Annotated in this window: 27 protein-coding genes and 5 pseudogenes; 15 read left to right on the top strand and 17 right to left on the bottom strand. The window is 68.0% G+C overall.

The annotated features are described in order from the left end of the window. The first annotated feature begins 99 nt into the window (after positions 1–99). Positions 100–1,171, top strand: a pseudogene (locus MCAG_RS36415) (IS256 family transposase). A 98-nt stretch (positions 1,172–1,269) separates the two neighbouring features. Here the strand turns inward: MCAG_RS36415 and MCAG_RS36410 are convergent. The 4 genes from MCAG_RS36410 to MCAG_RS26565 form a co-directional block, all read right to left on the bottom strand. Beyond that, positions 1,270–1,689 carry a peptidase inhibitor family I36 protein gene (locus MCAG_RS36410; protein ID WP_369751387.1) on the bottom strand — a complete coding sequence of 140 codons (420 nt, stop codon included), beginning with the start codon at positions 1,687–1,689 and terminating at the stop codon, positions 1,270–1,272. Between the two features lie 687 nt (positions 1,690–2,376). Further along, positions 2,377–2,742 (bottom strand): hypothetical protein, encoded by a 366-nt coding sequence (locus tag MCAG_RS32960; protein ID WP_007076036.1) that lies wholly within the window; start codon positions 2,740–2,742, stop codon positions 2,377–2,379. 63 nt (positions 2,743–2,805) lie between these two features. Further along, on the bottom strand, positions 2,806–3,432 hold the full coding sequence (locus MCAG_RS26570) for a LysE family transporter (protein ID WP_007076035.1): 627 nt from the start codon (positions 3,430–3,432) through the stop codon (positions 2,806–2,808). A gap of 25 nt (positions 3,433–3,457) precedes the next feature. Next, positions 3,458–4,207 (bottom strand): AraC family transcriptional regulator, encoded by a 750-nt coding sequence (locus tag MCAG_RS26565; protein WP_083802358.1) that lies wholly within the window; start codon positions 4,205–4,207, stop codon positions 3,458–3,460. 312 nt (positions 4,208–4,519) lie between these two features. Between MCAG_RS26565 and MCAG_RS26560 the strand changes: the two genes are divergently transcribed. Then, positions 4,520–5,806 carry an IS256 family transposase gene (locus tag MCAG_RS26560; protein ID WP_369751386.1) on the top strand — a complete coding sequence of 429 codons (1,287 nt, stop codon included), beginning with the start codon at positions 4,520–4,522 and terminating at the stop codon, positions 5,804–5,806. A gap of 111 nt (positions 5,807–5,917) precedes the next feature. Here MCAG_RS26560 and MCAG_RS26555 read toward each other — a convergent pair whose 3' ends face one another. Continuing rightward, on the bottom strand, positions 5,918–6,526 hold the full coding sequence (locus tag MCAG_RS26555) for a TetR/AcrR family transcriptional regulator (protein ID WP_007076032.1): 609 nt from the start codon (positions 6,524–6,526) through the stop codon (positions 5,918–5,920). Between the two features lie 96 nt (positions 6,527–6,622). Here MCAG_RS26555 and MCAG_RS26550 point away from each other — a divergent pair, with 96 nt between their 5' ends. The 4 genes from MCAG_RS26550 (at position 6,623) to MCAG_RS26535 (ending at position 9,689) form a co-directional block, all read left to right on the top strand. Then, entirely contained in the window at positions 6,623–7,099 is a 477-nt protein-coding gene (locus MCAG_RS26550) for a GNAT family N-acetyltransferase (protein ID WP_036375391.1), read from the top strand. Beyond that, the gene (locus MCAG_RS26545) at positions 7,096–8,397 is read left to right on the top strand and encodes an MFS transporter (RefSeq protein ID WP_007076030.1); all 1,302 of its coding nucleotides are present in this window, start codon (positions 7,096–7,098) and stop codon (positions 8,395–8,397) included. Before MCAG_RS26550 ends, MCAG_RS26545 begins: the two co-directional genes overlap by 4 nt. Before the next feature lie 59 nt (positions 8,398–8,456). Further along, positions 8,457–9,146: an HAD hydrolase-like protein gene (locus tag MCAG_RS26540; RefSeq protein WP_157548255.1), complete on the top strand. Its 690-nt coding sequence runs from the start codon at positions 8,457–8,459 to the stop codon at positions 9,144–9,146. A gap of 84 nt (positions 9,147–9,230) precedes the next feature. Next, positions 9,231–9,689, top strand: coding sequence for an Lrp/AsnC family transcriptional regulator (locus tag MCAG_RS26535; RefSeq protein ID WP_007076028.1), 459 nt, complete (start codon positions 9,231–9,233; stop codon positions 9,687–9,689). Positions 9,690–9,789: 100 nt separating this feature from the next. Here MCAG_RS26535 and MCAG_RS26530 read toward each other — a convergent pair whose 3' ends face one another. The 3 genes from MCAG_RS26530 to MCAG_RS26520 form a co-directional block, all read right to left on the bottom strand. Beyond that, a complete protein-coding gene (locus MCAG_RS26530; protein WP_198141640.1) occupies positions 9,790–11,172 on the bottom strand; it encodes an aldehyde dehydrogenase family protein in 1,383 nt (460 codons plus the stop codon). A 37-nt stretch (positions 11,173–11,209) separates the two neighbouring features. After that, positions 11,210–12,298 carry a homoserine dehydrogenase gene (locus MCAG_RS26525; protein ID WP_007076026.1) on the bottom strand — a complete coding sequence of 363 codons (1,089 nt, stop codon included), beginning with the start codon at positions 12,296–12,298 and terminating at the stop codon, positions 11,210–11,212. A 171-nt stretch (positions 12,299–12,469) separates the two neighbouring features. Beyond that, positions 12,470–12,859 carry a transposase family protein gene (locus tag MCAG_RS26520; protein ID WP_007076025.1) on the bottom strand — a complete coding sequence of 130 codons (390 nt, stop codon included), beginning with the start codon at positions 12,857–12,859 and terminating at the stop codon, positions 12,470–12,472. Between the two features lie 574 nt (positions 12,860–13,433). On the opposite strand from MCAG_RS26520, the gene MCAG_RS32955 reads away from it, so the two are divergent. Both MCAG_RS32955 and MCAG_RS35295 read left to right on the top strand, forming a co-directional pair. Next, positions 13,434–14,012: a hypothetical protein gene (locus MCAG_RS32955; RefSeq protein WP_157548253.1), complete on the top strand. Its 579-nt coding sequence runs from the start codon at positions 13,434–13,436 to the stop codon at positions 14,010–14,012. A gap of 1,506 nt (positions 14,013–15,518) precedes the next feature. Beyond that, positions 15,519–15,818: a hypothetical protein gene (locus MCAG_RS35295; RefSeq protein WP_232290291.1), complete on the top strand. Its 300-nt coding sequence runs from the start codon at positions 15,519–15,521 to the stop codon at positions 15,816–15,818. Between the two features lie 317 nt (positions 15,819–16,135). Here MCAG_RS35295 and MCAG_RS26500 read toward each other — a convergent pair whose 3' ends face one another. From MCAG_RS26500 to MCAG_RS26490, 3 genes are read right to left on the bottom strand one after another with little or no spacing between them, the layout of a single operon-like run. Next, a complete protein-coding gene (locus MCAG_RS26500) occupies positions 16,136–16,849 on the bottom strand; it encodes a hypothetical protein (protein WP_007076023.1) in 714 nt (237 codons plus the stop codon). Positions 16,850–16,871: 22 nt separating this feature from the next. Next, positions 16,872–17,549, bottom strand: a complete 678-nt coding sequence (locus tag MCAG_RS26495) for a hypothetical protein (RefSeq protein ID WP_007076022.1) — start codon at positions 17,547–17,549, stop codon at positions 16,872–16,874. Positions 17,550–17,586: 37 nt separating this feature from the next. Continuing rightward, positions 17,587–18,219, bottom strand: a complete 633-nt coding sequence (locus tag MCAG_RS26490) for an NAD(P)-dependent oxidoreductase (protein WP_232290290.1) — start codon at positions 18,217–18,219, stop codon at positions 17,587–17,589. A gap of 78 nt (positions 18,220–18,297) precedes the next feature. Here MCAG_RS26490 and MCAG_RS26485 point away from each other — a divergent pair, with 78 nt between their 5' ends. The 4 genes from MCAG_RS26485 to MCAG_RS26470 all read left to right on the top strand — a co-directional run bounded on the left by MCAG_RS26485 (position 18,298) and on the right by MCAG_RS26470 (position 20,669). After that, entirely contained in the window at positions 18,298–18,810 is a 513-nt protein-coding gene (locus tag MCAG_RS26485; RefSeq protein ID WP_007076020.1) for a MarR family winged helix-turn-helix transcriptional regulator, read from the top strand. A gap of 471 nt (positions 18,811–19,281) precedes the next feature. After that, entirely contained in the window at positions 19,282–19,446 is a 165-nt protein-coding gene (locus MCAG_RS26480) for a hypothetical protein (protein ID WP_198141639.1), read from the top strand. Positions 19,447–19,533: 87 nt separating this feature from the next. Next, the gene (locus MCAG_RS26475) at positions 19,534–19,743 is read left to right on the top strand and encodes a hypothetical protein (RefSeq protein WP_036375376.1); all 210 of its coding nucleotides are present in this window, start codon (positions 19,534–19,536) and stop codon (positions 19,741–19,743) included. Further along, on the top strand, positions 19,740–20,669 hold the full coding sequence (locus MCAG_RS26470) for an aminoglycoside phosphotransferase family protein (protein WP_036375373.1): 930 nt from the start codon (positions 19,740–19,742) through the stop codon (positions 20,667–20,669). Before MCAG_RS26475 ends, MCAG_RS26470 begins: the two co-directional genes overlap by 4 nt. 168 nt (positions 20,670–20,837) lie before the next feature. On the opposite strand, the pseudogene MCAG_RS26465 reads toward MCAG_RS26470, so the two are convergent. After that, a pseudogene (locus MCAG_RS26465) lies at positions 20,838–21,194 on the bottom strand (transposase); the annotation flags it as partial. Between the two features lie 113 nt (positions 21,195–21,307). Further along, positions 21,308–21,700 carry a VOC family protein gene (locus MCAG_RS26460; RefSeq protein WP_007076017.1) on the bottom strand — a complete coding sequence of 131 codons (393 nt, stop codon included), beginning with the start codon at positions 21,698–21,700 and terminating at the stop codon, positions 21,308–21,310. 119 nt (positions 21,701–21,819) lie between these two features. Here MCAG_RS26460 and MCAG_RS35290 point away from each other — a divergent pair. Then, positions 21,820–21,924 (top strand): annotated as a pseudogene (locus MCAG_RS35290) (transposase); the annotation flags it as partial. A 90-nt stretch (positions 21,925–22,014) separates the two neighbouring features. Beyond that, a complete protein-coding gene (locus MCAG_RS29940) occupies positions 22,015–22,257 on the top strand; it encodes a hypothetical protein (RefSeq protein WP_050778077.1) in 243 nt (80 codons plus the stop codon). Here MCAG_RS29940 and MCAG_RS35285 read toward each other — a convergent pair. Next, positions 22,239–22,505, bottom strand: coding sequence for a hypothetical protein (locus MCAG_RS35285; RefSeq protein WP_050778076.1), 267 nt, complete (start codon positions 22,503–22,505; stop codon positions 22,239–22,241). The genes MCAG_RS29940 and MCAG_RS35285 overlap by 19 nt on opposite strands. A gap of 274 nt (positions 22,506–22,779) precedes the next feature. Beyond that, the gene (locus MCAG_RS26450) at positions 22,780–23,625 is read right to left on the bottom strand and encodes a glutamate ABC transporter substrate-binding protein (protein ID WP_007076016.1); all 846 of its coding nucleotides are present in this window, start codon (positions 23,623–23,625) and stop codon (positions 22,780–22,782) included. A 419-nt stretch (positions 23,626–24,044) separates the two neighbouring features. Between MCAG_RS26450 and MCAG_RS26445 the strand changes: the two genes are divergently transcribed. Then, positions 24,045–25,682 (top strand): triacylglycerol lipase, encoded by a 1,638-nt coding sequence (locus MCAG_RS26445; protein WP_007076015.1) that lies wholly within the window; start codon positions 24,045–24,047, stop codon positions 25,680–25,682. Positions 25,683–25,836: 154 nt separating this feature from the next. Here the strand turns inward: MCAG_RS26445 and MCAG_RS32945 are convergent. Together MCAG_RS32945 and MCAG_RS31430 are read right to left on the bottom strand one after the other, a co-directional pair. Next, positions 25,837–25,920, bottom strand: a pseudogene (locus tag MCAG_RS32945) (IS5/IS1182 family transposase); the annotation flags it as partial. A 108-nt stretch (positions 25,921–26,028) separates the two neighbouring features. Then, positions 26,029–26,166 (bottom strand): annotated as a pseudogene (locus MCAG_RS31430) (transposase); the annotation flags it as partial. Between the last annotated feature and the right edge of the window lie 28 nt (positions 26,167–26,194).

Below are 26,194 nucleotides of genomic sequence, written 5' to 3'. Positions count from 1 at the left end.
CTTGCCCCTGATCTTGGACGGGACTGCGTAGATTTCCGTGTTTGGCCTGGGTGTTGTCCCTTGGGCAGGACGTTGATCCTGTCCGGGAAGGACCACGTCATAACAGACAAGAAGAACGCTGTGCCGCTTCCACAGCCGACGGCGGCGGAGGTGGAGTTCGCCCAACAGCTGGTGGAGCGGGCCAAGGCCGACGGAGTCTCGTTGGTCGGGCCCGGTGGTCTCCTCGCGGGGATCACCCGTACCGTGCTCGAATCGGCCCTCGATGCGGAGCTGGATGCGCACCTCGACGAGGCCGGAGTCGACGAGACGACTGGTCGGCGGGGCAACGTGCGTAACGGTCACGGGGCGAAGACGGTGCAGACCGAGGTCGGGCCGGTGCGGATCCAGGTCCCGCAGGATCGGGCCATTCACGCCGCGGATCGTGCCCAAGCACACGCGCCGCCTAAATGGGTTCAACGAGGCGATATTGTCGCTGTATGCCAAAGGGCTGACGGCCGGGGATATCTCCGCGCATCTGGCAAACGTGTACGACGTCGACGTGTCCCGGGAGCTGATCAGCCGGGTCCCTGACAGCGTCCTGGACGAGATGCAAGCCTGGCGGCAACGCCCCCTGGACAGGTCTATCCGGTGGTGTTCATCGACGCCCTCATGATGAGGATCCGCCAAGGGCAGGTCGCGAACCGGCCCGTCTACGTCGTGGTCGGCATCAGCCTCGACGGGGAACGCGACGTGCTCGGTATGTGGGCCGGGACCGGCGGTGAGGGTGCCAAGCAGTGGGCCGGCTACCTCACCGAACTACGCAACCGCGGTGTCGAGGACGTGTTCGTGGTCTGCTCCGACGGGTTGAAGGGCATGACCGACGCGATCGAGCAGGTCTGGCCGCGGGCGGTGCACCAGCAGCGCGTCGTTCACCTCGTGCGGGCATCCCTGCGCTACACCAATCGCAGGAGCTCCTCTACACCACCAACATCATCGAGAGCCTGAACGCCGGTTCCGCCAAGCCGCCCGACGGCGCGGGCACTTCCCGACCGAGCAGGCCGCGATGAAGGTCCTCTGCCTCGTCGTCCAGCAGAAACGCAAGGGCGGTGGGAGCATCACCGGCCGGGTCTACGGTTGGGCCAAGGCCCTCAACGCCCTGATCCTCGCCTACGGCGACCGGATCACCATCTAACAACCTCGATCACACCACAGGCCCAAACACGGAAATCGCCACACTCCCGAGCCGGAGGAACCGGGTGACACGCGACAGCGTGTCACCCGGTGCTGGCCTTACCGAGGCACCCAGGCACTTTCGGGCGTGAACCCTCCGAAGTCCGGCCGGGAGCTATTGCCAGGGACTTCGAAGGCCCCCCCGACACAGTCATCGTTCATAAACATCGCAGCACTCCGACTGTTGGTGTTGATCGCGGAACGCGCACGGTCTCCCCAACCGGCGTCCACCAGACTTACGTATGTACCGGGCGATACCAGGGAGCTCACGGTGAGACGCTCACCGGTGAAGTTGGTGCCCTCGAACAGGCAGAGCGTGTTTGTGAATGGGCAGGCGTCAACGGCTGGCGTGCTACGTGCGGCGGGGCCCGGACTCGCCGCGGCAGGGGCCGAGGCAGTACCCAGAACCGCTGCCAGGAGGCCGACCACCACCAAGGTGTGTGGCAGCCGCCGAACGGTCGGCGGAACGGACTGAATCATCATCGCAATACCTTTCTCTGCTCCGATTGGTCTCGATGCCGCACCTTCGGCTGCGGTGGCGCGGACGGATGAAAAACCCGGCTCGGACAGGTTCAAGCCGAGCGAAGACGCACGGAGGTTCGCCTTCCAACGGAAGGTGGGCGTCATGTCGTTGAGGGATTGCGTTCAGTGTTGAGCGCGGGTGACGCCCGATCGAGTGCAAGGCCACCGTCTGAGAAAGTCGAGTCGTCCACTGACGATTGCTGAGGGTAGGAGTACGCGCCGGGCCGCGCGTTTGCGGTGTCGGTAAATCATGACTTGCACCAATTGCTCCACTTTCATCGATAGTAGTCGATGCTTTGGTGAGGTGCAACCTCTGTGGATGATCTTCGGACCGCCATCTCGTCAGAGCTGGGGCGACGGTCCAGACCATCGCGACGGCGACAGCAAGGGGCGCTGCGTCGTCGAAGATCAGCGCCAGGGCGACTACCGCGCCCCGAGCAAGATCCACAAGACAGGCCACAGTGGACAACAGCCGCACTCCGACGCATCGGCCTCCCGACCATGATCCCGACCAGCCGACACGCAAACACACTGGTCAGCACAGATCGGCACGGACCACTGCCGGAACAGCACACCGACAACGGAGCACCATCGGAGCACCAGATTCCAAATCCTGAGAAGATCCGTCCCAGCCCACAGAAGCGATCAAGGCCGTGACCCGCGTTTCCGCTGGCCACGTCCTTGATCGTGAAGTGTGCCCGAAGGCACTCGAACCCCTAAAGGTTTGCAGATCCTGGCGGAGCAGGGTCGGCAGGTCGCCGATCGCGGCGAGTGTGTGCCCTGCCAGTTCGGATTGGTGTTGTTGAGTTCGATGATGCGCAGCGTGGTCAGGCCTGGCTGCGGTTCTCCGGCCAGTTCGTCGCCGGCACCGGTGCCGGCGTAGAGGCAGTCTGCGGGGTCGGCGCCGAGTTGGTCGGTGGCGGTGAGGTAGATCGCCGAGTCGGGCTTGGCCATTCCGAGGTCGCAGGAGAAGAGGACGACGCCGAATGTGGCATTGCTGACCAGCGCCAAGGAGGTGGACCACGGCGAGGTGTTCCGTCCGCACACTTGCGGACAGGTGGCGTCGGTGTCGCCTTACGACGAGAAGAGGCGGATGAGGAGCAACCCGGCGAAGGCAAGCAGAGCGACGCCGGACATCGCTTCGATGGCTCTGATCGCGGTGGGTTTGAGAGCGCGGCGCACTCCCGCGATCATCCCCGCGCAGACGAAGCACCACAGCAGCGAGGAGACCATGAATCCGGCGAAGAACGCGACGAGGTGACGCGGCTCGGGCTGCTGACCGAGCGTTCCGGCCACGGCGCCAGCCGCGCCAGCCCAGTAGACGACGTTCCAGGGGTTGCCCAACGACATACCGGCGCCGGTCAGAACCGCCGACGACCGCCCGCCGCGGGCCTCGGCGGGTACCGCGCTGCGATCACCGGCAAGAGCATCGCGTATCCCCAGTGCACCCAGCCCTGCCAGGATCAGGCATCCGACCACGGTCAGGGGGATCTGCACCGAAGGTAGGAGGAACAAGGCGGCCACGCCGCTGAGCCCGAGAATCGCCCAGACGGCGTCGCCGGTCAGCGAACCGACCTGCACGGCAAAGGCCGGGCGGAAGCCGCCCCGGACCCCGCGGCGCAGCGACTCGGTGAACACCGCTCCGGGCGTGGCGTTGAACACCAGCCCGATACCCATGGCCGTCATGATGATCTGCAACATGGGCTCCAGCGTGCCTACCGGCGAGCTAGCGGGTCTTGTCAGATGTTGACACGCGTCGGAACCGTCCCGGCGTCATCGCGTAGGCGGCACGGAAGTGCTTGTGGAAGTGAGCCTGATCAGCGAAACCGGCCGACGCCGCGGCGTGCGCGATCGGTACGCCCTCGCGCAGTAGCCGGCGTCCGTGCGCCAGCCGGGCCTGCAGATGCCAGGCATACGGCGAACATCCCACCGCGCGGGAGAATGACCGGATCAGCTGCTCCCGCGACAGGCCGACCTCGGTGGCTACATCCGTCACGCTGACTGCAGCCGACAAGTCCTCCCGGAGCCGTCGCAGCACGTGGGCGATCCGCACGTCGCCGGGCGCGGGTCCGCCGGGCCGGGACCCGCCGGCGCCTCGACGCAGCACGTCAACCAGGATCGCGTCGAGGTCCGCCGGCGCCCCGGCCGCGATGGCCAGTATCCGGTGGCGCAGATCGGGTGCGGACAGCACCGGGCGGGCGAACTCGACCGGCTCGCCGCCCGTCAGGGCCAGCATGTCGGCGACCGGAACGTACAGGCTGACGCAGGACCAAGGGCGGGTGTCCGCGGTCTGGGTGGTACTGGACTGCACCTGGCCGGGGTTGTAGAAGGTGACCTCTTCGACGCCAGCCTCGAACGAGGCACGATCGAGGCGGACCTTCTCCCAGCCGTGGACGTTGACGCTGATCACGTACTCGTCATCATGGCTGTGCCGGGGAAACCCTCCCGACTCCGGCGTAACCACCGCTACCTGCACCGGAACAACTGTAGCGACCAGCCGAGGCGATCAGTAGAAACCGGTTAGCATGAGCCGGCTCACTGGTTGACTCACACAGCATCCATCGCCGATCGTTTGTGTTACCGCCAGTTGGTCCAGACGAGATGGTGACCCTACGCGACCACCACAACGAGGCGGATCGGCGCGAGCCTTCCCGCCGGCACCGACGGGACGGCGGACTCCCGGCCGTGTAGGGGAATCCAGGGCAGCTGTCCGGACTTATAGAGGTCAGGCTGGAGCCCGCTGCGCAGGTGGCAGCGGCGTGAGGCGGAACGAGCCGGCGACCTTCCGCTGGTAAACCTCCCGGATGGCGGGGTCCCAAGGGATGCACCAGCGTCCGCTGGGGCCACGGCGGGCGGGGACCTGGCCGTGGCGCAGCCAGTTGTAGACGGCGTCGGCGGGGGTGCCGAGTTCGGTGGCGGCCTGTTTGACGCTGACCTCGCCGGCTTGGACGGCGACGGTGCGTGGGCCGAAGATCTTGTAGGCGTCGCCGAACACCTCGGCTACGAGAAGCACGATCAGGCCGGCGTCGGGTCGGGCAACGTCCGCAACGGGACCCGGTCGAAGACCGTGCTGACCGCCGCGTCCGGGCCGGTGCAGATCGATGTGCCGCGGGATCGGGCCGGCACCTTCACCCCGCAGATCGTGCGGAAGCGGCAGCGGCGCCTCTCCGGCGTCGACGAGGTCGTGTTGTCGCTGTATGCCAAAGGGTTGACCACGGGTGAGATCTCAGCGCACTTCGCGGAGATCTATGGGGCGTCGGTGTCGAAGGAGACGATTTCGCGGATCACGGACAAGGTGATCGAGGAGATGACCGACTGGTCCCACCGCCCCCTGGACGCCATCTATGCGGCGGTGTTCAGCGACGCCATCGTGGTCAAGGTCCGCGACGGGCAGGTCGCGAACCGGCCGTTCTACGCCGCGATCGGCGTGTCGCTCGACGGGGAGAAGGACATCCTCGGCCTGTGGGCCGGCACCGGTGGTGAGGGCGCGAAGTTCAGGATGAGCGTGCTCACCGACCTGCGCGACCGGGGCGTGAAGGACGTGTTCTTCCTGGTCTGCGACGGGTTGAAGGGCCTGCCGGAGGTGGTGACGAACGTGTGGCCCCAGACGATCGTGCAGACCTGCGTGATCCACCTGATCCGCAACACGTTCCGGCTCACCTCCCGCAGGTACTGGGACGAGTTGAAGCGGGACATCAAGCCGATCTACACCGCCGTCAACGCCACCGCCGCGAGGGCGGCGTTCAACGACCTGGCCGACAAGTGGGGCGGCAGGTATCCGGCGATGATCCGGCTGTGGGACAACGCGTGGGCGGAGTTCATCCCGTTCCTCGACAACGAGCTGGAGATCCGCACCGTCATCTGCTCCACCAACGCCATCGAGTCGTTGAACGCCCGCTACCGTCGGGCGGTCAAGGCCCGTGGCCATTTCCCCAATGAGCGTCTGTACCTGGTGACCAGGTCGCTGGACCCCACCGGCACAGGCAGAACCCGATGGACGATGCGCTGGAAACCCGCGTTGAACGCCTTCGCCATCACCTTCAGCGACCGCTTCCCGGCCGCTGAAACCTACTAAACAAGACCGCCGGAAACACCGTTGGCGAGACAGGCCCACCGGTCGTGAAGTTCGATGGAAGCGCTCCTACGCTCCGTCTGTCGGATTGAATTGTCAAGACACGCCAGGCGGCTATCGAGATCCCGTCGGGCGCGCACGTGTGGTGAGTCGGGTCAGGGCGTCGTCGATGGCTCGGCGTTGCTGGTCGGGGTGGTAGGTCGCGATATCGAGCGCGGCGAGGGTGTTGAGGCCTTCGACGAGCGCTACGAGAGCGGTGGCGGCGTCTGCTCGGGCGTCGTCTGGGAGGTGCGGGTACGCATCGGACAGGAGCCGGTCGATGCGGGCGACAAAGGCACGGTTGTGTTTGCGGTGGAGCTCGGCGAGGTCGGCATCGGCGACGGCGGCCGCCGCGTACGCGATCCAGACCCGGGCTTCCTGGCGCTTGTCGTCGGCGAGGGTGACCGCCTGCGACAGCACGGTTCGTAGCCGGCTCTGCGGGTCGGCAGCGGCCGCCTCTGCTTGATCGGCGCGCTCGGCGGTGCGCTGGTGCAGCAGGTCCCGTGCGTGCCGCAGTAGGGACCGTTTGTCGGGGAAGGTGTGCATCACCAGGCCCGTCGTGCAGCCGGCGCGTTCGGCGACGGCCCGGACCGTCAGTCCGGTCAGCCCGTCGTGGGCTAGTACCGCCCACGTCGCGGTCGACAGCCGTTGCTGCTGAGCCTCGAGATCGCGGGTGCGAGACATGCCGTCCTTCCGGCCGAGCGGGACCTTCACCTCCACGGTAGCACGTGTTACGGTAATAATTGATACGGTAACGCTTGTTACGATCAGGGAGATCAGATGAACGTGGCAATCGCTCCGGAGCCGTGGGACGCGCCCGACGCCGCCCGGCTGCGCGCCGCGCAGCGCGCCGAACTCGATGCCCGGTACGGAAACGACGATCACGAACCGGGCACGGCGCCCAGCGCCGGCGACATGGCGGTCTTCGTCGTCGCACGCGAGCGCGAGGGGGCTGCTGCCATCGGCTGTGGCGGGCTGCGCATGCTCGCTTCTGGCGTGGCGGAGATCAAACGGATGTACGTGGCCCCGGCGCACCGCGGCACGGGCGTCGCGACGGCGATCCTGCGCGACCTCGAAGCGCGCGCCTACGATGCCGGCATCCGGCGGCTCGTGCTCGAGACCGGGACGTCACAACCCGAGGCGATCAGGTTCTACCAGCGTGAAGGCTACGAGCAGATCGACAACTTCGGCCCCTACGTGGGCGCGACCCAGTCGGTGTGCTTCGCGCGCACGCCCCATCCCCCGACCGGCTCGTGACAGCCGGGGACCCCACCCGTCGGGGAACAGCGACGGTCGGACCGCTCAGCGCGTTCGCCCGCAGCGCCGCGGCGGCGCTACGGCCGGCCGACCCGATCGCCGCGGCCTTGACGACCTCGGCCATGGCCTCGTCGTTCAGCAACGGGGTGTTCTACGCCGTCAGTGCCCTGTTCTTCACCAAGGTCGTCGGCCTGAGCGTCGGTCAGGTCGGCGTCGGACTGACCGTCGCGGGCGCAGTCGCCATCGCCGCCTCGTTCGCCGCCGGCCGCGTCGCCGACCGCGTCGGCGCACCTGCCGTGCTGGTGGCAACGACCGCCACCCAGGGACTCGCCCTGCTCGCCTACCCCGTCGCGTCGGCCGTCACCACGTTCACCCTGGCCGCCTGCCTCGCCGTCGCCAGCAGAGCCGCCCAGGGCACCGCCCGTGCCGCCGTCCTGGCGCAGGCGTTCACCGGCGCCGACCGTGTCCTCGTCCGAGCCCACCTCGGCGTCGTCATCAACGTCTTCATGGGTGTCGGCAGCGTCTGCGGCGGATTCGCCCTGCTCACCGACACCGACGCCGGTTACACCCTGGCGATCCTGGGCGCCGGGATCTTCGTCCTGACCTCCGTCTGGCCCCTGCTGGCCATCCGTGCCGAGCTTGCCGCCCGCAGACCACCCGGCGACGACGTGATCGCTTCTCTGCCCCCGCCCCCCGCCGGACGGTCACCACTGAAGGACCGCACCTACCTGATGGTCAGCGCCCTGAACATGCTCCTGGCCATGCACGCCGGCCTCCTCACCGTCGGCGTTCCCCTCTGGATCACCGAACACACGTCGGCGCCGCCGATTACCGTCACATTGGTGCTGCTGCTCAACACCGCCGCCGTCGTCGTCATCCAGACGCCTGTCGCACGACGAGCCCACGGCATCCACACCAGTGCCCGGGCCGTCCACGTAGGCGGGTTCTCCCTCGCCGCGGCGTGCCTCATCTACTCGGCATCCGCCGGCGCACCCACCACCATCGCCGTCATCCTGCTGCTCGGCGCGGTCATCCTGCACACCTTCGGCGAAGTCGCCGCCGACGTCGGCAACTGGGGCCTCGCCTTCGACCTCGCACCGACCAGCGCGGCCGGCGCCTACCAGGGCATCAACCAGGCCAGCGTCGCCGCTGGCGCCATGCTCGCACCCCTCGTCGTCACCGGCACGGCCCTGACCCTCGGCACCACCGGCTGGCTCGTGCTGGCCGCCGTGTTCGCCGCCGCAGGCGCGACCACGCTCCTGGCCGTCAGAACACTCCCCACCGCTGCCGCACACTAGCGGCCGTCCCACCGGGACAACCCGTTTCTTCGCCGACGTCGTAGTTGGAAGGTGCCTCCGTGACACCCACCTGCATTCTGCTCGACCTCGACGGCACACTGGTGGACTCCGCTGCGGGCATCGCCGCCAGTATCGTCGTGGCCCTCAAGGAAATCGGCGTCCCCCTTCCCGATGGGGGCACGCTGCTCAGTTTCATCGGCCCGCCGATGTACCAGTCGTTTCGCAGCGTTCTCGGCCTCGACGAGTCGACCGCCAGCCGGGCCCTGCAGCTCTACCGGGCGGCCTACGTGGAGAGGGGTGCCCTGAACAGCAGACTGTACGACGAGGTCCCGGCGCTGCTGGAGACGCTCGCTGCGGCTGGCTTCCCCATGGCGGTGGCGACCTCGAAGGTGGAGCACCAGGCCGAGCGGATCATCGAACACTACGGTCTGACCGAGCACCTGGTGACCGTGTGCGGCACCTCCGATGGGGCGGGCCGGAGCACCAAGCGGGACGTGATCCGGGAATGCCTGCTGCGGCTACGGGCGCAGGGGATCGACACGTCCCGGCCCCTCATGGTGGGCGACCGGGGCTACGACGTGCAGAGCGCCGCCGCCGAAGGCATCCCGGCGATCCGCGTGCTGTGGGGGTACGGCGCTCCCGTCGAATCGACGGGAGCGTACGCGACCGCCGAGTCCCCGCGAGCCCTGGCGCAGATGTTGGTGTCCCCGCGAGAGCCAAAGGACCTCGTCTCGCACCCCTGTTCCTGACCGGCTTCGATCCATCACACCCGTCTCCAGTAGCGCGCCATCGACTGCCGGGGGCCTTGTCGATCACGAAGGAGGGCACCCATCTTGGACACGATCGACGAAAAGATCATTGCCGAGCTCACCCGCAACGCCCGCATCTCGCATGCCGAGTTGGCCAGCCGGGTCCTGCTGTCCCGCAACGCGGTGCGCCAGCGCGTCGAGCGGCTGGAACGGCAGGGACACATCGCCGGCTACACCGTCGTCCGTCCTACCCGCGACGCCGCCGACGACCTCGTCTGCGCTCTGGTGCTCGTCTACCGCCAGGACCGTATGCGCGGGGGCGATGTCCTGGCTGCGCTCACACGTATCCCCGAGGTCACCATCTGCGAAGTCCTCAGCGGCGACTTCGACATCATGGTGCGGCTCGAAGCGAGATCCCTGGACCGCATACAGGACATTTGGGAAGAGGTTGCCCAGATGCCCGGCGTACGTGACATGGTCACGGCGCTTGCCCTGTCCCGGGTGGTCAACCGACCGCGAGGAAGGCGGAGGATCGCCGGGTAAGGTGAGCAGCCAACCAGCCAGCCTGCTTCCTTCCGAGCAGCCCGGCCTGGACCAAGGACGGCGAGTTCATCCGGTGAATCGCACCCGGTATAGAGGGCCGTCACCGCACATCGTCCAAACGATTGAGGCAGACGACCTTCGGCTGAGTCATCTCCTCGAAGGCGAAGCGCACGCCCTCGCGGCCCATGCTGCCGTACTTGAACCCGCCGAACGGCATTGCGTCGAGCCGGTAGTCGGACGAGTCGTTGATCATCACTCCGCCGGCATCGAGCAGTCGGGCCGCCGACAGCGCGCGGTCCAGACGTGAGGTGAAGATCCCCGCGTGCAGGCTGAATTCGATCGCGTTGGCCTGGTCGATGGCGTCCTCGAAGGAGTCGAACGGCTGCAGAACGACGACCGGTGCGAACGCCTCCTCCCGCCAGATCCCGCAGCTGGCCGGGACGTTCTCGATCACCGTTGGCGTGTACAGGGAGCCGTTCAGCTCGTTGCCGCACAGCAGCACCGCCCCGTCGGCAACCGCGGCGTCGACCTTGGCCCGGGTGGCCCGCGCAGCCTCCTCGGTGATCATGGGGCCGACATCCGTGCACTCGTCGGACGGGTCACCGACGCGGAGCAGCTTCGTGCGGGCGACGAACGCGTCGCGGAAGCGCCCGTACACCCCTCGGGCGATGAGGATCCGCTGCGTGCCGATGCAGTTCTGGCCAGCCGCCCAGAATGCGCCGGAGACGCAGGACTGCACCGCCGCGTCCAGGTCCGCGTCTTCCATCACGATGACCGGAGCGTTACCGCCCAGATCCATGGCCAGTTTCTTCAGCCCCGCTGTGCGGGTGATGGCCTCGCCAGTGGCAAATCCACCGGTGAACGACACCATGCGCACGTCGGGTGCGGTGACGATCGCAGCGCCGATGTCGGCGTAGCCGTTGACGACCGTGACGATCTCCTCGGGCAGGCCGGCCTCGATGAGCGTGTCGGCCAGGCGGAGCGCGGACAGTGGGGTGAGGGCGGACGGTTTCAGGATCACCGCGTTCCCGCCGGCGATGGCCGGGCCGAGCTTGTGAGCGACCAGGTTGAGGGGATCGTTGAACGGGGTGATGGCGGCGATGATCCCGAGGGGTTCACGGGTGAACCACCCCTGCCGCCTCTCGGAACCCTCGTGGGCATCGAAGGGTATGATCTCACCGGCGTTGCGCCGGGCCTCGGCCGCGGACAGGGCCAGCGTGTTGGCCGCGCGGGCGACCTCTTTGCGGGCCTGGGCGATGGTCTTGCCGGCCTCGCTGACGATCAGATGGGCGAAGGACTCAGCGTGCCGCTCCACCAGCCGGGCCGCCCGGTCCAGAGCACCGGCCCGGGCGGCGCGCGACAGCGCGCCCGCGGTGCGGCGCCCGCGCCTGGCCCGCTCCAGGATGCCGGCGATGGCGGTGGCGTCCACGATGCAGACCGAGCCGACGACCTCACCGGTGTACGGGTTGTGCACGGCCTGCATGCCGGCACCGAGCTGGATGCGGGCGCTCACCACTGTGTCAGCCATGGGGGGTCTCCTGAGGAACGCGGCGCAGGGCGCTGTCGTCGTCCGCGGGATGACGCTGGTGGATTGCGATGATGTCCGACAGTAGGGCGTAGGCGGTCTCGGTACGTCCGGCACCCGGTCCGGACACCGTGACGATGCCGAGCAGGTCCGTGTGGAAGGCGACCGCGTTGACAGGTCCGGATATCCCGGCGAGCGGGTGATGGGCGGGCAGCGCGCGCGGGGACACCCGGGCGTCGACGCTGCCGTCCGCCTGGCGCGTCGCCGAGCCGACCAGCTTCCAGCGCAGTCCCTTCGACATGGCGTTCTGCACATCCTGCTGAGTGATGTTGGAGATGCCTTCGCGGAAGACGTCCTCGCGACGCAGGTCGGCGCCGAGGACCTCGTTGGCCAGGATCATCAACTTGAGCTGGACGTCGTGGCCCTCAAGATCGGCCGTGGGGTCAGCCTCGGCGTATCCCAGCTCCTGGGCTTCCGCGATGGCCGTCGCGAGATCGATACCGGCCTCGATCCGGCCGAGGATGTAGTTCGACGTGCCGTTCATGATGCCCTGGACGCCGGCGATCTCAAGCCCGCCGAGCATGCGCTGGGCGGTTCGCAGGACCGGTGTGCCGCTGAGCACCGCGCCCTCGAACTCGAAGCTGACACCGCGCTCGGCGGCCAGCCGCCGCAGCGCACGGCCGCCGAAGGCGACCGGCCCCTTGTTGGTGGTGCACACGTGCTTGCCGGACTCCAGGGCCCAGCGCACATGGGAGAGGGCGGGCTCGCCTTCGGTGGGGTCAGTGAACGTCGCCTCCACCACGATGTCTGCCGGCACCTCGCGGATCACCCACTCGTTGCGGGGGTCGGCGCTTCCGCCGGTCATGCCGGCGAACGTGAGCTCGCCGAATTCGACCGCCAGCAGCGGAGCGAGGTCGATGCCCTCGGTGTCGACCAGGGAACCGGCCCGCAGGTCGGTGATCGCAACAACGCGCAAAGCGAAGCCCAACTCCGCGGAAAGCCGCTCCCCGCGCTCGCAGATGAGCGCCGCGAGCGCACGATTGACACCGCCGAAGCCGATGAGGGCGAGGTCATATCGGCCCATGTGATGCTCCTTCCCGGTCAGCCGTACCCTTCACGGCGCGGCTGATCAAAGCCTCGCTCCCCGACCTGCCACCTGCGCCATGCCGAAACGACCACGCTGCATGCCGATGTGCGCGTCCCTGGTGACAGATCGTCTGCCGCCGGGCAGTGCGGGCATATCCCCGCTGCCTGCTCAGCATCCGACTGGCGACCCGTCCGAGTGCCTGCCGGAGACGAACCGGTCCCGACCCGCTCGGCCCGCGACCGGCCGACGTACCCGCACCTCGGTGGCGTCCATCAACGCTTGCGGGTGGTAGCCGAGGTGGGCCACCACGTCGGCGAGGGTCCAGAGCCGGACGCCGTCGTGCACCCGGCAGCCGCGCTCGGCCAGCAGGGGTCTGATCTCGGCGATGCTGCGGCTGATCGTCGAGCGATGCACCTCGAACCAGGCCGCGATCACGTCGTGGGTCAGCCCGTGCCGCAGATGCACCAGCGTGGCCAGCAGCCGATCAACGAACCCGAACCGGTGCTTGGCACCTGCTTTGATCCGGCGACGGCGTATCCGCGAAAGCGAGCCGGTCACGGTGCCGTGCCCGCCACCGCAGCCTCAACTCGCTGACCAGGATCTCAATCACCGAGCGGGACAGGCCCGTCAAACGCCGGTTGGTCATGATCGCAGCACCCACCAAGACGCGAACAACAACCATCGATGCTCAAGGACTCGCTACCGTGCACGAGGTCGTTAGTCCGAATTCACGCTCGTTGCGGCGCCGGAGACAAATCGTGCGCGAAGGGTCGCTACCGGATTCCGAGTAGCGACGTCGAATGTCGTTCATTCACGGGCCGAGCGTGAGGGTCGGCTCCCGACATGACGTGTCGGGAGCCGGGTCCCGCTTGCCCGGGTGACCGGGCCCGCGCAACGGGCGCGGACTCAGGCCCTGGTCAGGGCGTCGATGGCTGCTTGGCCGATGAGGTTGATGCAGGTGGTGGGGTCGCCGACGGTGATGGCGGTGGTGGCTCGTACACCCGGGGTGGCCAGCTTTCGTGGGCTGGTGCGAGCCACAGGACGGCGCAGCCGGTGTGGTGGAGTCGGGTGATGGTGGCTTGGCTTTCGTCGGGGTTGACGTAGTGGCCGTCGGAGACGACGACGAGCAGCCGTGCGGTACCGGGGTGGACAGGTACAGGAGCCGGTCGGCTTCGGCGCAGGCCTCGACGAAGCGTTCGGTGCCGGCGTCGGCTCGCATGTCGCGGACCTTGACCGGGCGGCGGCCGGGTGGGATGAGCACGGTGATTCGGTCGCCGTAGGCGAGGGTCGCGGTGGTGGCTCCGGCACGGGTGGCCGCTTGGGCGACGATCCACGCCGCCGAGGACATGGGTTTCGCAAAGTCGGTCATCGACCCGGACGCGTCGATGAGGATGCCGACGGTCAGCTCGGGGTCGGGGACCGGGCGGCGTACGGTGCGCTGCCAGGGCTGGGCGGTGGGGATGGCGCCGCTGGCGCCGCCGTCGCCGTGGCCGGCCTCAACCACTGCCCACCGGACTCGGACACGCTGATCCGTCGCTGGCTGGCGCAGGCATTGGCGCTAGGCCCATGGCTGGACCCGCTCCGAGCACTGGCGCACTACGTCCCCGAGGTCGCGCTGGCGATCGCCGACGAGCATCTGCGGGTACGACGTGAAGCAGTGACCGATCGTCGCCTTGAGCAGCGAGATAACCGCGGGCGACCAGGGCGATGAGCAAACTCAGGACTAAAGTACGCCGCGAGGCTCGGCTACAGGCATTAAAGACTGACATTGGTGGATCAAGGGCCACCCGCAGTGCCGGCCCGCAGGGCAGGAGGGCAGGCGGTACCTGACCGAGCGTGGAGTACCTGAACAGCTGCATCCTGTGTTGGCCGCCGCCACCGGTCAGCAATGCGGCGAGCCGTCCGATGCGCACGTTGACGACGTCCGTCGACAGCTCACCGCCGCTATGCCCTCACCTACCGGCAGGGCAGTGGTCCTACTGTCCTGGCTGGGCCGGCTCTCCGTTCCGGTAAAGGCACTCTGGGGCGAAGGTGTCCTGGTGCGGAAGCTACTCGCCGATCTCGCGCTACCCGACATCGCGGCCGCAGCCGCCGAAACCCGCACCGGACACGCCGCAGCCGGGGTGGTCAACCTGGTCATGCACTCCGGCGACGATGGGACCCTGGCCAGGGCCATCGGCCCGGCGCTGCGTCAACTGTTCCCACCGGCATCAGTGCCCCAGCCAGCCAGCAGTGCCGGTCCCTGGCGTAAACGAGAACGAGTCGGAAGGCCGGCCTGGCCGGTGACGTACAGCAGGACCACCCGTCCGGCGTGCGCACTACCTGAGCCTTCGAAACCCGTAGCGGTGGTCCGCGCGGGTGACAAAGCACCGCTCGTGATGGGATCTTTGGCGCGTGATGGAGGCTGCGCGGCGTGAGCTGGACCGGATGCGGGCGTCCTCGGCTGCATGGGAGGACCTGCGCTACAAGCGGGTGACCGGCGCCGACGGGTATGCCTGTGACGGTCATGCGGCGCGACGGGCGTCGGTGTTGTGGGCGTTGCAGTACGACCGGCGGGCGGCGGATCTTCCGCTGGTGCGGTGGCTGGCCGAACAGGAGGCGCTGTGCCGACGCGAAGCGCCGTTTCAGGGGCTGACTGAAGAGACGGAGCTGGCTGGTCTTCTGCTCGCGGAGTACCGGCAGGTGGAGGATGTCTGGCTGCACTGGGAGATCAAGCGGGCCAACTTCGACACGTGGTGTGGCTACGACATCGAGCACCTGTTCGGTGCCGGGGCGCAGGCCACCGTCGATTTCGTCCGTGACAGCGCCCACGTCGACCGGGACGATGTGCTGGAGCGTCTGCTGAACGAGGAGGGCCAGCCGTGCGTGTCCGAGGACGACCTGGCGCAGTGGGCGCGACGCGAGCGGTCGCGTTTCCCGGCTGACCCGGCCGCCGAGGATCCGCTCCGATGGGTGCAACGGGCCCAACTGATGGGCGATGGTGAGCTCGCCCGCCGGTGGCTGGATCGGTGGGCGGGCGGTCGCCCGCGCGACAAGAGCACGCTGAGCCAGCTTCGGTACCAGTTGGCCGAGTTGGGAGAGTTCGCTGAGGCGGCCAAGGCGCAGCGGGAAAGCCTGGTGTTCGCCGGCAGCGCCTGGGACTCCGCTTCGGCATGGCAGTCCCTGGCTCGACTGGAACGCCAGGCCGGCACCCACCACGCCGCCTGGGAGGCGCTGCGTGAGTGCCGCCGGGGCCCTGGACGGCGTCGCCGGCTGGACGAGGGTGGGCCTGGGACGGATGTACGTAGAGGAGCTGTTCCTTCTGGCCGGCTCCGCAGACCGCGATCTGGCCGACGTGGTGTTCGCCGAGGCAGACCGCCAGGCCGGCCACGTGCCCGGATTGCCCCTGGTAGTGCTACGGGCCGCCACCGCAGCCGCCAACCGGATCGGCGACCGCGGCAAAGCAGCGCACTACCTGAATCTCCGCGATGCCGAGCAACGACGCATCGACGCCGAGATGGGCCATGCGCACCCCTGACCGCGATAACGCTCCAAGCCGCGACGGGACAGTGCGTACTTTCCGGCGTTGACACTGCTGCCATCCCGACCGAGCGGCAAATGCTCCGGCCCTCGGGCGCCCCGGGGTTGACCGCCGCCAGAGCCGGCCATACGTGCAGCAATCAGATGCGTCGGCCTCCCGGGCGTTCCCGCCGGTGATCGCCTGGTCGACATAACGACCTCCACTGGCCGCCCTGCACCAGCCCAGGTCAACGGCGACCGACCGGACACCCACCTCGCACAGGCGACCCGGGAGCTTTGTCCCCGGCGGTTAACGGATGCTCGGTCTTGGTGTAGCTACGTGTGGGCGGATGCGGCAGACGTGTCGGGTGTGCCGGTCGGGACGGACTGCTCGGGCGCACGTCGGATCAGGATGACGCCATACGCCCCGATCCATACCAGCCAGAGGAGCCAGCCTACGAGGCCGAGTAGTGCGAGGGGATTAACGCTGCCGACGCCGTACGGGCTGGTCGTCGCGGTGACGAAGAGCAGCGTCGCGGCGAGGAGGCCGGTGCCGGCGTGCCATCGGGCTATGGCGCCGGTGCGGATGCCGAGCATGGACAACCCGAGCAGTGCGGTCGCCAAAAAGACCTGGTTGAAGCCGAATAGGGCGCTGTACAGGCCCCAGAGCCCGGCGACGCTGCCACTGTCGTGCTGGGCTGCGGAGATCAGTGCGAGGCGGGTGGCCTCGACGCTGGTGAACACGACCGACTGCATAAGGACTCCGGCGAGACCGACAAGGGACCACGGATCCGTCCGGGTCCGCTCGTCGCGGCGGACGCAGACGCACACCCCGACGGCGAAGATCGTGGCCAGCAACCAGGCCACCGGCAGGAGTGCCGAGGCCAGGCGCAGTGACCCGGATCCGGCAGCGAAGACCGCGGTGATCTCGTCGAGGGACGCGGCTTCGGACGGGGTGGGAAAGCCCGCCATGGTCAGCAGCAGGTTCGCCACGATGAGGATGACGACGAAGCCCATCCCGGCGATGCCGGCAAGGCGAGAGAAGCTCACGGCAGTCTCCTTCGATCGAGCGTTACGCCGACGCGTGGACGAGCCGGTGGACGGCCGGCAGGGCGCGCATTTTATGGGCGTCGAGGGTGGCGCGCACGAAGCGATGGAAGCTCGGCCGCGTGAGTTGTCCGGATAGGAAGCGGATCGACCCGGCAGGCAGACGCGCGTAGTTGACGAGCGCGAACGACGAGGGCCCGATGGGCCGCAGGGCGGTGGAGTTGTCGACTCCGGTCTTGGTGGTGTACCAGCCGGTGACAGAGCGCCAGACCGCTTCGGCGTCGGTGTCCGGCACGGCGGTGAAGTGGTTGAACAGGAAGTCGCCGTCGGTTCGAGCCTCGGTGTCGCCGATCCGGGCCACGTTGACGCCGGCGAGGATTTGCTCGCCGGCGAAGACCGAGACCTCGTCACAGGTACGCACCGTTTGCAGCTGGTCCACACGCATGGTGCGGATCAGCATGGCGAGGTCGTACCGCGGTGCGCCCGGCAGTGGCGGAATGAACACCGCCCGGAAGATGCGGACGGACACGACGTCCTCACGGCGCACGAGGGCGGGGACGGCCTGCGCCAGTTTTGCCGCCACCTGTTGCCGGCGCGGGGTGCGGGTGTAGACGGGTGACCGTTGTGCGGGCTCGGCCTGAAAGCCCAGATAGATGAATCCGTACGGTTCGGGTTCGGCGAACCGGGGTGGCGGATAGGGCATTGTGCATCCTTCGGGATTGCCGGTAGACGGTGGCCGGTCAGTACGCGATGCCGATCGCCCGGTAGATGGTCGCGGGGTCGCCTACGGCGTCGAGCATGGCATGGGCCACGTCGGCCCGCGAGATCGTGTAGCCGCGCGCGACGTTGCTGCCGATGGCGCTGCGGTACCGGCCGGTCAGCGGTTTGTTCACCAGCTTCGGCGGCCGTACGACCGTCCATTGCGCCGGGCTGTTCGCCATTGCGTGTTCCATGGCGCGCAGGTCCGCGTACAGATCTTTGAGCAGGGCGCTGATGGCCGGTAGAACGATGCGGCGGTTGAGAAAACTGTCCCCGTCGGGTGTGGGGCCGACCGGAGCGGCGCTGACCGCGACGAGTCGGCGGACACTTTCGGCGTGCATCGCGCGCAGAATCGCGCGCGTGGCGGTGGAGGCGACGGGTCCGTCGTGGCGACCGCGCGGGCCCACACCGGACAGAACCGCGTCGCTGCCGCGCACCACGGGGGCCAACGCATCGGCGTCGTCGAGTGTCGACACCGTCGTGACCTCCAGTGCGGAATGGCGCACGTCGAGGCGGACCGGGTCGCGAACGACCGCGGTCACGGTGAACCCGCGGTCGAGCGCCTGGCGCACGACGTGGCTGCCGATGCCCCCGGTCGCCCCGAAGACGGTCATCCTCATCAGCATCCTCCAGTTGTGGAATGTCGGTAACTGTTACCGTAGCGGACAATAACGAGGACGTACAATATTGGAGTGTTCGACGACTCCGCACCAGGCACGTACCGGCCGTTGGCCAGCCGGGCCAACTTCCTGCTGTCACAGCTCGGCTTTCACGTCGCGCAGACGTTCGCCGCGCGGCTGGCGCCGCTGGGCATCGCGCCGAACCACTTCGGGCTGCTCATGCACTTGGAGCGCAGCGAAGGCAGCACCCAGCAACAACTCGCCGACGCGCTGGGCATTCACCGCAAGGTCATGGTCGGCCTGCTCGACGACCTCGAGCAGCGCGACCTGGTCGAACGTCGACGGCATCCCAGCGACCGCCGCGCCCACGCCATCCACCTGACCGAAGCCGCGCGCGGGCTGCTACCCCGCGCTCGCCGCGTCGCCGACCAGCACGAGGCCGAGATCCTCACCCCACTCGACGCCAGCGAACGCGCCCGGCTCGTCACTGTCCTGCAACAGCTCGCCGAGCACACCGGAAACCCGGCGGGTGTCCACCCGGGCCTGCACCAACCAGCCGCCCGTTCTCGCCATCAAGACGACTGAACGCCCCCAGCTCGGCGCGCATCTCGGTCTGCAACGCGTCGATGAACATCGCCGGGTCCAGCGACTTGCGCAGCGACTGGTAGTGCTCCGTGCGGCGCACGTCGAAGTCGCGGGGTAAGGCCTCGTCCGGGTTGCGGAACTCCACCGCGCCGACCCCAGACGATGCGCACCATCCGGCGGCAGCCACGCCCGTCGACCCGATACGCCAGCTCCGCCCATTCGCCGCTCAAACCCGGGTGTGTCGGCACCGTCTCCCGGCCAGGTAGAAGGTCAGGTCGCGGGTGAGCCCGCCAAGTCAGCCTCGAACGGCTCCTGCGCTACCTCAACATCCAACGCGTCCGCGACGTCTACCTCGAAAGCCGCGCCAGCATGCGCGAATGGCAAGAAGCCCGCGACGCCCGGCAGCCGCCTACCGCGACCGAGCCGCGGCAGCCCACCCCTGAGACGGTGCCGTCCGGCCAGGGGCTGTTGGTGGCCGCGGTGGTGTTCGCGGTGGCGGCCATAGTCGCGCTGGTCATCTCGTGGACCGCGGACGGGTCGGCGTGGCTGGTCGGTGGTATCGGCTCGGTGGTGTGCGGGGCGCTGGCAGTGTGGCTGGCCGGCTTGTGGTACCGACGACGGGCGCCTCTGGATTGACGCAGTTCGTCGAGCTGCTGGTCGGCGACCCCGTGGAATGACTGCCGTCGCGATTGCGGGGTAGCTGGCGAAGGTGCCGGCGAGAGCGTGGTCGAGGCGGGAGCCGATCATGGCCGGCACGCCCCAATCCAGCCTGCCGATCAGTCGTGCAGCCAGCTCGCCGGGCACCGGTATAACGGTGGCGCCGCGCTCGTTGGGGTCGAGCGGTTCGAGGTCGGCGACATCATCCGGCCATACCCGACGGTGGCCGAAATCGGTTGCCACCCGGGAACCGGAACCGATCAAGTGGTGCGGTGACCACCGAACCCGACATCGTGCCTCTGCCCGATCGCCGCCTCGTCGACGCCGACGTCGTTCGACGCCTGATCGCCACCCAGTTCCCGCAGTGGGCCGGCCTGCCGGTGCGGCCGGTGGCCACCAACGGTTGGGACAACCAGACCTTCCACCTCGGTGACACCATGTCCATACGGCTGCCGACCGCCGCCGAGTACGCCTTGGCCGTGGCCAAGGAGCACCGCTGGTTGCCGGTCATCGCCGAGCGGGTTCCGCTGCCGGTTCCCGTGCCGCTCGCACAGGGTGAACCCGGCGGAGGGTTCCGTTTCCACTGGTCGGTCTACGAGTGGATCGACGGTGCGCCGGCACGGCCCGGCACGGTTGCCGACCTCACCGTGTTCGCAGCCGACCTGGCCGGTTTCCTGGTGGCGTTGCAGCAGGTCGACCCGGCCGGCGGGCCCGGGCCGGGGCTGCACAACTGGTTCCGTGGTGGGCCGCTGGACCGCTACGCCCCGGCGGCCCGGCAGGCCATCGACGCCCTCGGTGACCGGATCCCCCGTGATGCGGTCACCGCGGTGCTGGGCGCGGCGCTGGAACCGACGTGGGACGGCCGGCCGGTGTGGTTCCACGGCGACATCGCCGTCGGGAACCTGCTGGTCCGCGACGGCAGGCTGGCCGCAATCATCGACTTCGGCACCTGCGGCGTCGGTGACCCCGCCTGTGATCTGGTGATCGCCTGGACGATGCTGACCGGGCGCAGCCGCGCGGTGTTCCGCGACCGGGTCGGCGCCGACGACGGCACGTGGGCGCGTGCCCGCGGTTGGGCACTGTGGAAGGCCCTGATCCTCCTCGCCGACGCCGTCGACGAGGACGACCCGGCCAAGGCCGCCGATCAGCAACGAGTCATCGCCGAGATCCTCATCGACGCCGGCCATGGCACAAACCACTGACGACCTGGTGGCACTCAGCGTCGGTTGGGTGTCGGCGCTGGCTGCGCAAAGCCACCGACTCACCACACCAACAAACTCCAGCTACAGTCGCTCGGGGGGCTGGGCGTTCCCATGGTCGGCGTAGGTCGCCGACGGCGCCTCGGGCGAGGCGTAGCTGGGTGTAGCAGGAACGCGCTCCGGACAGGTGTGCGCCTCCGGCCGCAGCCAGCAGGTGACGTCCACCGCCAAGACGAGCCGGCCGTCAGCGGCCCGCGGCAGCGGCACCACCGCCACCGCGGTCCACAGCCGACCGATGTCGATCCGACCACGGTTCAACGCCGCATACAACGAGCCGTGACCGCGACGGCACTCACCCACCAGCGACAACTCCACCAGGGACCACACCGGCGCGTCCGCGCACAACAGCGCATCGGCCAGCTCGAACAACACACCCCGGCCAGCGGTAAGACAGACGTGGAACTCGCACCGGAACGCGGCCAACCGCCCGACCTCACCGGTCGACCTGGCATCGAGCACACCGATCACCAGACAACCCCTGGTATGCGATCTTCTTCCCCAGACAAGAGGAATGATCGATCAAGGACTGTCCCCATGATCAGCCAAGGACGACACCACCGCCCCGCAGGTCAAAGATCAAGCTAGGTGGTGTTTCGTAAGTGGCGGACCAGGCAGAACGGATGCCCCGCGGGGTCGGCACAGATACGCCAACTGCGCCCATCTGCTCCATCGTCCAACACCGTTGCGCCCAGGGTCAGCACCTGCTCTTGGGCGCGTTCTAGGTCGGCAACACCGAAGTCCAGATGAAACTGCTGGGGCCGGGCCGGATCGGGCCAGAGCGGTGGCCGGTAATCCGCCACCCGCTGAAAGGCCAGGACAAGGCCAGACGGCGTGTGTAGCGTGGCCCAGTCGTCGCTGAGTGCCCATCGCTGATCCCGCTGATTGACGGCACCGCCAAGGAGTGCCTGGTAGAACTCGGCGAGTTCCGCCGGGTTAGAGCAGTCCAGCACCACACACTGCAGGTCAGCGATCATGGGCTGACCCTACAAGGCACCGGGCGGGTCACGGCTCGTTGGCGTGTCGGTGATCGATAGACGGTGAGATCTCCGGTAGATGGTTCTTCGACCAAGAAGACCTGAATACCGGAGACCTTGTGGCCAGCGTAGCGGCAACGAGGCGGCACGATCTGACCGACGCGCAGTGGGCGGTGCTGGAGCCGGTGCTGCCCGCGGGCAAGAAGCCAGGTCGGCCGCCGAAACATCATCTGGGACGTGAGCGTGGACTCCGCCCTGCCTCCTGACCGTGTTCGGCGGATCTGACGACGAGATAGGCATCCGACCCTGCCCGTGTGATCTTCCTCGCCGTACCCTGCCTGCGGTTCGCCCGCGCCGCCACCGCGCTGCGCGCCGCACGCGGCACCGGCGTGATCGCCGCCGCGGTCCGCGGCTCCCGATCGGCAGGCCGGCTCCTGACCGATCGGCTGGCCTGGCTCGCGGTGGTCACCACGGCGATCATCCTCGCCGCGGGCAACTCCTGGTCGTCACCAGCTCATACCGGACGTACGAGCAGGCCCTACACGATGTCGCCCTGACCACCATCACCGGCGAACCGCTCACCGCCACCGACACCTTCTTCCAGGTCCTCGAACTGCTCCTCGCCGCGTACTCCGTGGTCGTCCTCGGCACCCTCGCCGGCGCACTCGGCGCCTTCTTCCTCAGCGGCCAGCGGGAGGAGACAGGACGAGCGGCCGCCGAAGCGGAGCAGTGACAGGTGATCACGGCATAGCTGGCGAACCGTCGCGGCCAGTTCCTGGTGCCGCGCCCCCAGCCCTGGTCCCATTCGTCCACGATGACGTGTAGGTCGGTGCACGGGCTGCGCGGATCTCGTCGAGATCGAGGTGCCAGGATACGAAGGCTGAGACGTGTTCGCTGACGGTTCGCGGGTCGACTTCACCGTCGATCAGTCGTTGCGCCAGGGTGGCCAACCACGTGTCCGCCGCTTCCTCCGCGGACGGGGCGGGGCACATAACGTCCGACGTGCCTCACCGATCGATTCCGGCCATCGTGCTACACGGGCCCTCACTCGTCGCGCCGACACTCGCGTGCCTGGTCACTCACGCACTGCAGTGGCTCATTTTGCTGGCGTCCAGCGTCGGTGCCGAGTTGCCGCCGCCCTTGCCCAACGTGGCGTCCCAGGCCGCTTTGTACGACCCGTCCCGCGCGGCGGCCTGCAGGATCTCGTTGATCTTCTCGCAGCTGGCTCTGTCTCTCTTCTTCATCCCGATGCCGTACGGTTCCTCGGAGAAGGTATTGCCCACCAGCTTGAACTTGCCCGCATTCTCTGGCCGCATGGAATAGCCGAGGAGGACAACATTGTCGGTGGTCACAGCGTCGATCGCGCCTGACTCGAGGTCCGGCAGGCACCGGGACTCCTGGTCGTACTGTTGCAGGCGGGTTTTCGGGTACTGCGATCGGATCCGTTTGGCCGGTGTCGAGCCGGCGCTCGAGCAGACGACCTTGCCTTCGAGATCCTCCGGCCCTTTGATGGTCGAGTTGGCCTTGACCAGCAAGTCCTGGCCGGCGACGTAGTACGGACCGGCGAACCTGATCTCCTTCTTACGCGCGTCGTTGATTGTGTAGGTGGCCACGACGAGGTCGACTGTGCCGTCCTTGATGACCCGTTCGCGGTCCGGCACGGTGGTGTCCTTCCACTGGATGTTGGCCGGGTCGACGCCGAGTCCCTTGGCGACGATTTTCCCGATCTCGACGTCGAAGCCCACGTAGGTGCCGTCGGTTTTCAAGCTGAGGTTCGGCTGGTTGGGAATTACGCCGATGGTGATCGTCTTTGTTTCCGCGGCCTTCTCGATGACATCGGGGCCGCTGTCGCCCCTGCCGCAGGAGCCAGGAATGAGTGAGAGTGTCGCAAACACGACTACTGCCGCCGCCCGCGTGACACGCATTCTTTCTCCTTCTTCGACGGCGTACGGCCCGCAGCCGCACCCACACTGCCCTGGCGCATCGGAATCGGCGGCGGCGAAGTCCTTCGCCGCTCGCTCACCGAACCGGCACGGGCCGGGCGTACCGGACGGGCCATCGTCAAAGAGCTTCGCCGGGGCCGCGCCGCAGCACGGGCCCTGGCCGACCGCGTCTCGACCGCGGCAAGCGGGATGAGCAGTCGGCCGATCACCCGGCCCCAGCCTACTGTCTCGTCTCGGCCGCACGGGGCAGAAACGACTGTCTCGGTGAGGGCAGCCCAAGGGGCCGACGTGTGCTCCCTCGGGCTGACCGGGATCGTCCTACTGGCCCGGAAATAGCCATAAAACGGTAAGTTGATCCCAACTGGTCTCGTGCCCTCCGGTGGCTGGCGGAAGGTGGAACCGTGCGCCCTGAGCGGGTACGTCTGCTGTGGCTGCTCGTCCTGACTGCCGTGCCGGCGGCGGCGGTGGCGGCCGTGTTGTACGCCGTCGACTTCTCCTCGGCGTTCGGCCTGGCGCCCCAGGTCAGTGCGATCTCGCCGTACGCGACGTTCTTCGACCTGCGCTGGATACTGGTGTTTCACAACTCCTGGGCCATGTTTGCCGGCCTGTCGCTGGGTGCCATCGTGCTCCGCGGGCTGTTCTCGGCAGTCCTGGTCGCGCTCGCCTGGCCAGCCGAACGGTCGCGTCCGTCGTTTCGCCGGCTGGCCAGCCGCAACCTGGCCTTCGCGGTCGTCGCCACCGTGATTCTCTCGCCGTTCACCGCGCTGGCCGTGGTCGTCTCGGACGTTTCGCTGGCCTACTTCCAGTTTCTTGTGTTGATGCCGGTAATAGTCCTGGCCCCGCTGCTCCAGCGGGGCGGGATCCTGCCGAACTGGTGGCGTGGCCTGCCGTCGGCCGCCATAATCGGCTGGTCGCTGCTCAACTTCGTGACCCTCTGCGCGGGCGCGGCGCTCGTCTGGTCCGTCCCGGATCGGTTGACGGTACCGGCGGCCGCCGTGGCCGGCATGGCCAACGGCCTGCTGTGGCAGCGAAAAGTGCGCGCAACGGTGCTCCAGCAGCGGGTGCGGTGGCCCCGACTGCCCGGAATGCCGCTCGTCGTCACCTTGGTGGTGAGCAGCCTGCTGTTGGTCGAATACGCCGAGGACCGGGGGGCCCGCGGTGCCGGCCAGTCATTGCAACCTATCGACGCCCTGCCACAGTTCGGGGACATCGACCATCCAGTGATCTTCCTCGGCGGCTACAACTCGGCCCACTATGGCGACCCGTCGGAATCCGAACCTCCCGTGGTGCGCTTTTCCTACCGGGGCACCGACAACCACGGCAAACCGGTGTTCTACGTACCGGCCGACACCCACCAGTCGCTGTCCATCAGCGCCCAACTGCTCGCCACCCAGGTGGATCAGTTGCACTCGCGTAGCGGCAAACGGGTTTCGTTGGTGGGGCAGAGCGAAGGCGCCCTCGTCGTACGCTACTACCTGGACCGCTACCCGCACCCCGCGGTCGACACCGTGGTCCTGGACAGCCCGATCCTGCGGGCCGGGCGTGTCTACTACCCGCCGCCGCAGGCTCGTTCGGGATGGGGCATCGCCACGGGTTGGCAACTGCGCGGCATATTCAAGCTGATGGAAGCCACCAGCGAGGCACCGGACAGTCCCGACTCGCCGTTCATTCGCTCCCTGCTGGACGACGCGCCGTTCTATCGCAACCGCGTGCTCTGCCCGGTGCCGGGCGTGCGGATGATTGCGTTACTGCCGACTGTCGATGCGATTGCGCTCCCGGCGGAGCTCAACGCCCGGATTCCCGTGATCGAAATGGCCGGCTTCCATGGCCACCTGATCGACCGGCGACGCGGGCTGCGCCACCTGGCCGACCACCTCACCGGTAAACCGCCGCGCAACCTGCTCACGTGGGAATACTCGGCCCTCCAGAGAGTCGCCGGAGCGTGGCAGGCACCAGCCCTGCCGTTGGCACTCAACCCGGTATGGCATGCCGCCGACCAACCCGATGCGGCATTGCGACGGGAACCCTGCCAAACCTGAGCCGAACCGCCAAGTTGCCTACTGCGGCGCCGGAGGGCAGTTCTCGATCAGTCACTCACGCGGATCTAGTCCTGCAGCTCGGCCGGTCGGGCGTCGGCGGTGGGGATCGAGAGGGTCTGTGGATCTAACGGCTCTGGCACACGTTGAGCCCTTTTCATCCTGCGTAGCGGTTGGCTTCGACGTGGTGCAGAACGACGATGGCCTGCACGATCGTGGACGCTCGTCGTGGGCAGCAGCGCGAGTGGCCCGACGTGGCGCAGCCCGGCGGCGGCCTCCCCTCAGCGGCCCTCCGCCCCTGATCCGGACCCACCCGGCCCGGGTCCGGCCGGCGGGTCTAGCTCGTCAGGGATCCGGTGCGCTTCACCCAGCAGATCCCGTTGATGACCTGCCGGTGATCCCGCCACCGGCCACCCCGTACGGGCTGCGCCGGCGACAACGGTGCCAGCGCAGCCCACTCGTGGTTCGTGAGATCACCTCGTGCCATACCAGGCTCAACGAGCGAGACTCATGGT

The organism is Micromonospora sp. ATCC 39149, assembly GCF_000158815.1.
GTDB lineage: Bacteria > Actinomycetota > Actinomycetes > Mycobacteriales > Micromonosporaceae > Micromonospora.
This window is presented reverse-complemented; position numbering and strand designations above follow the sequence as displayed.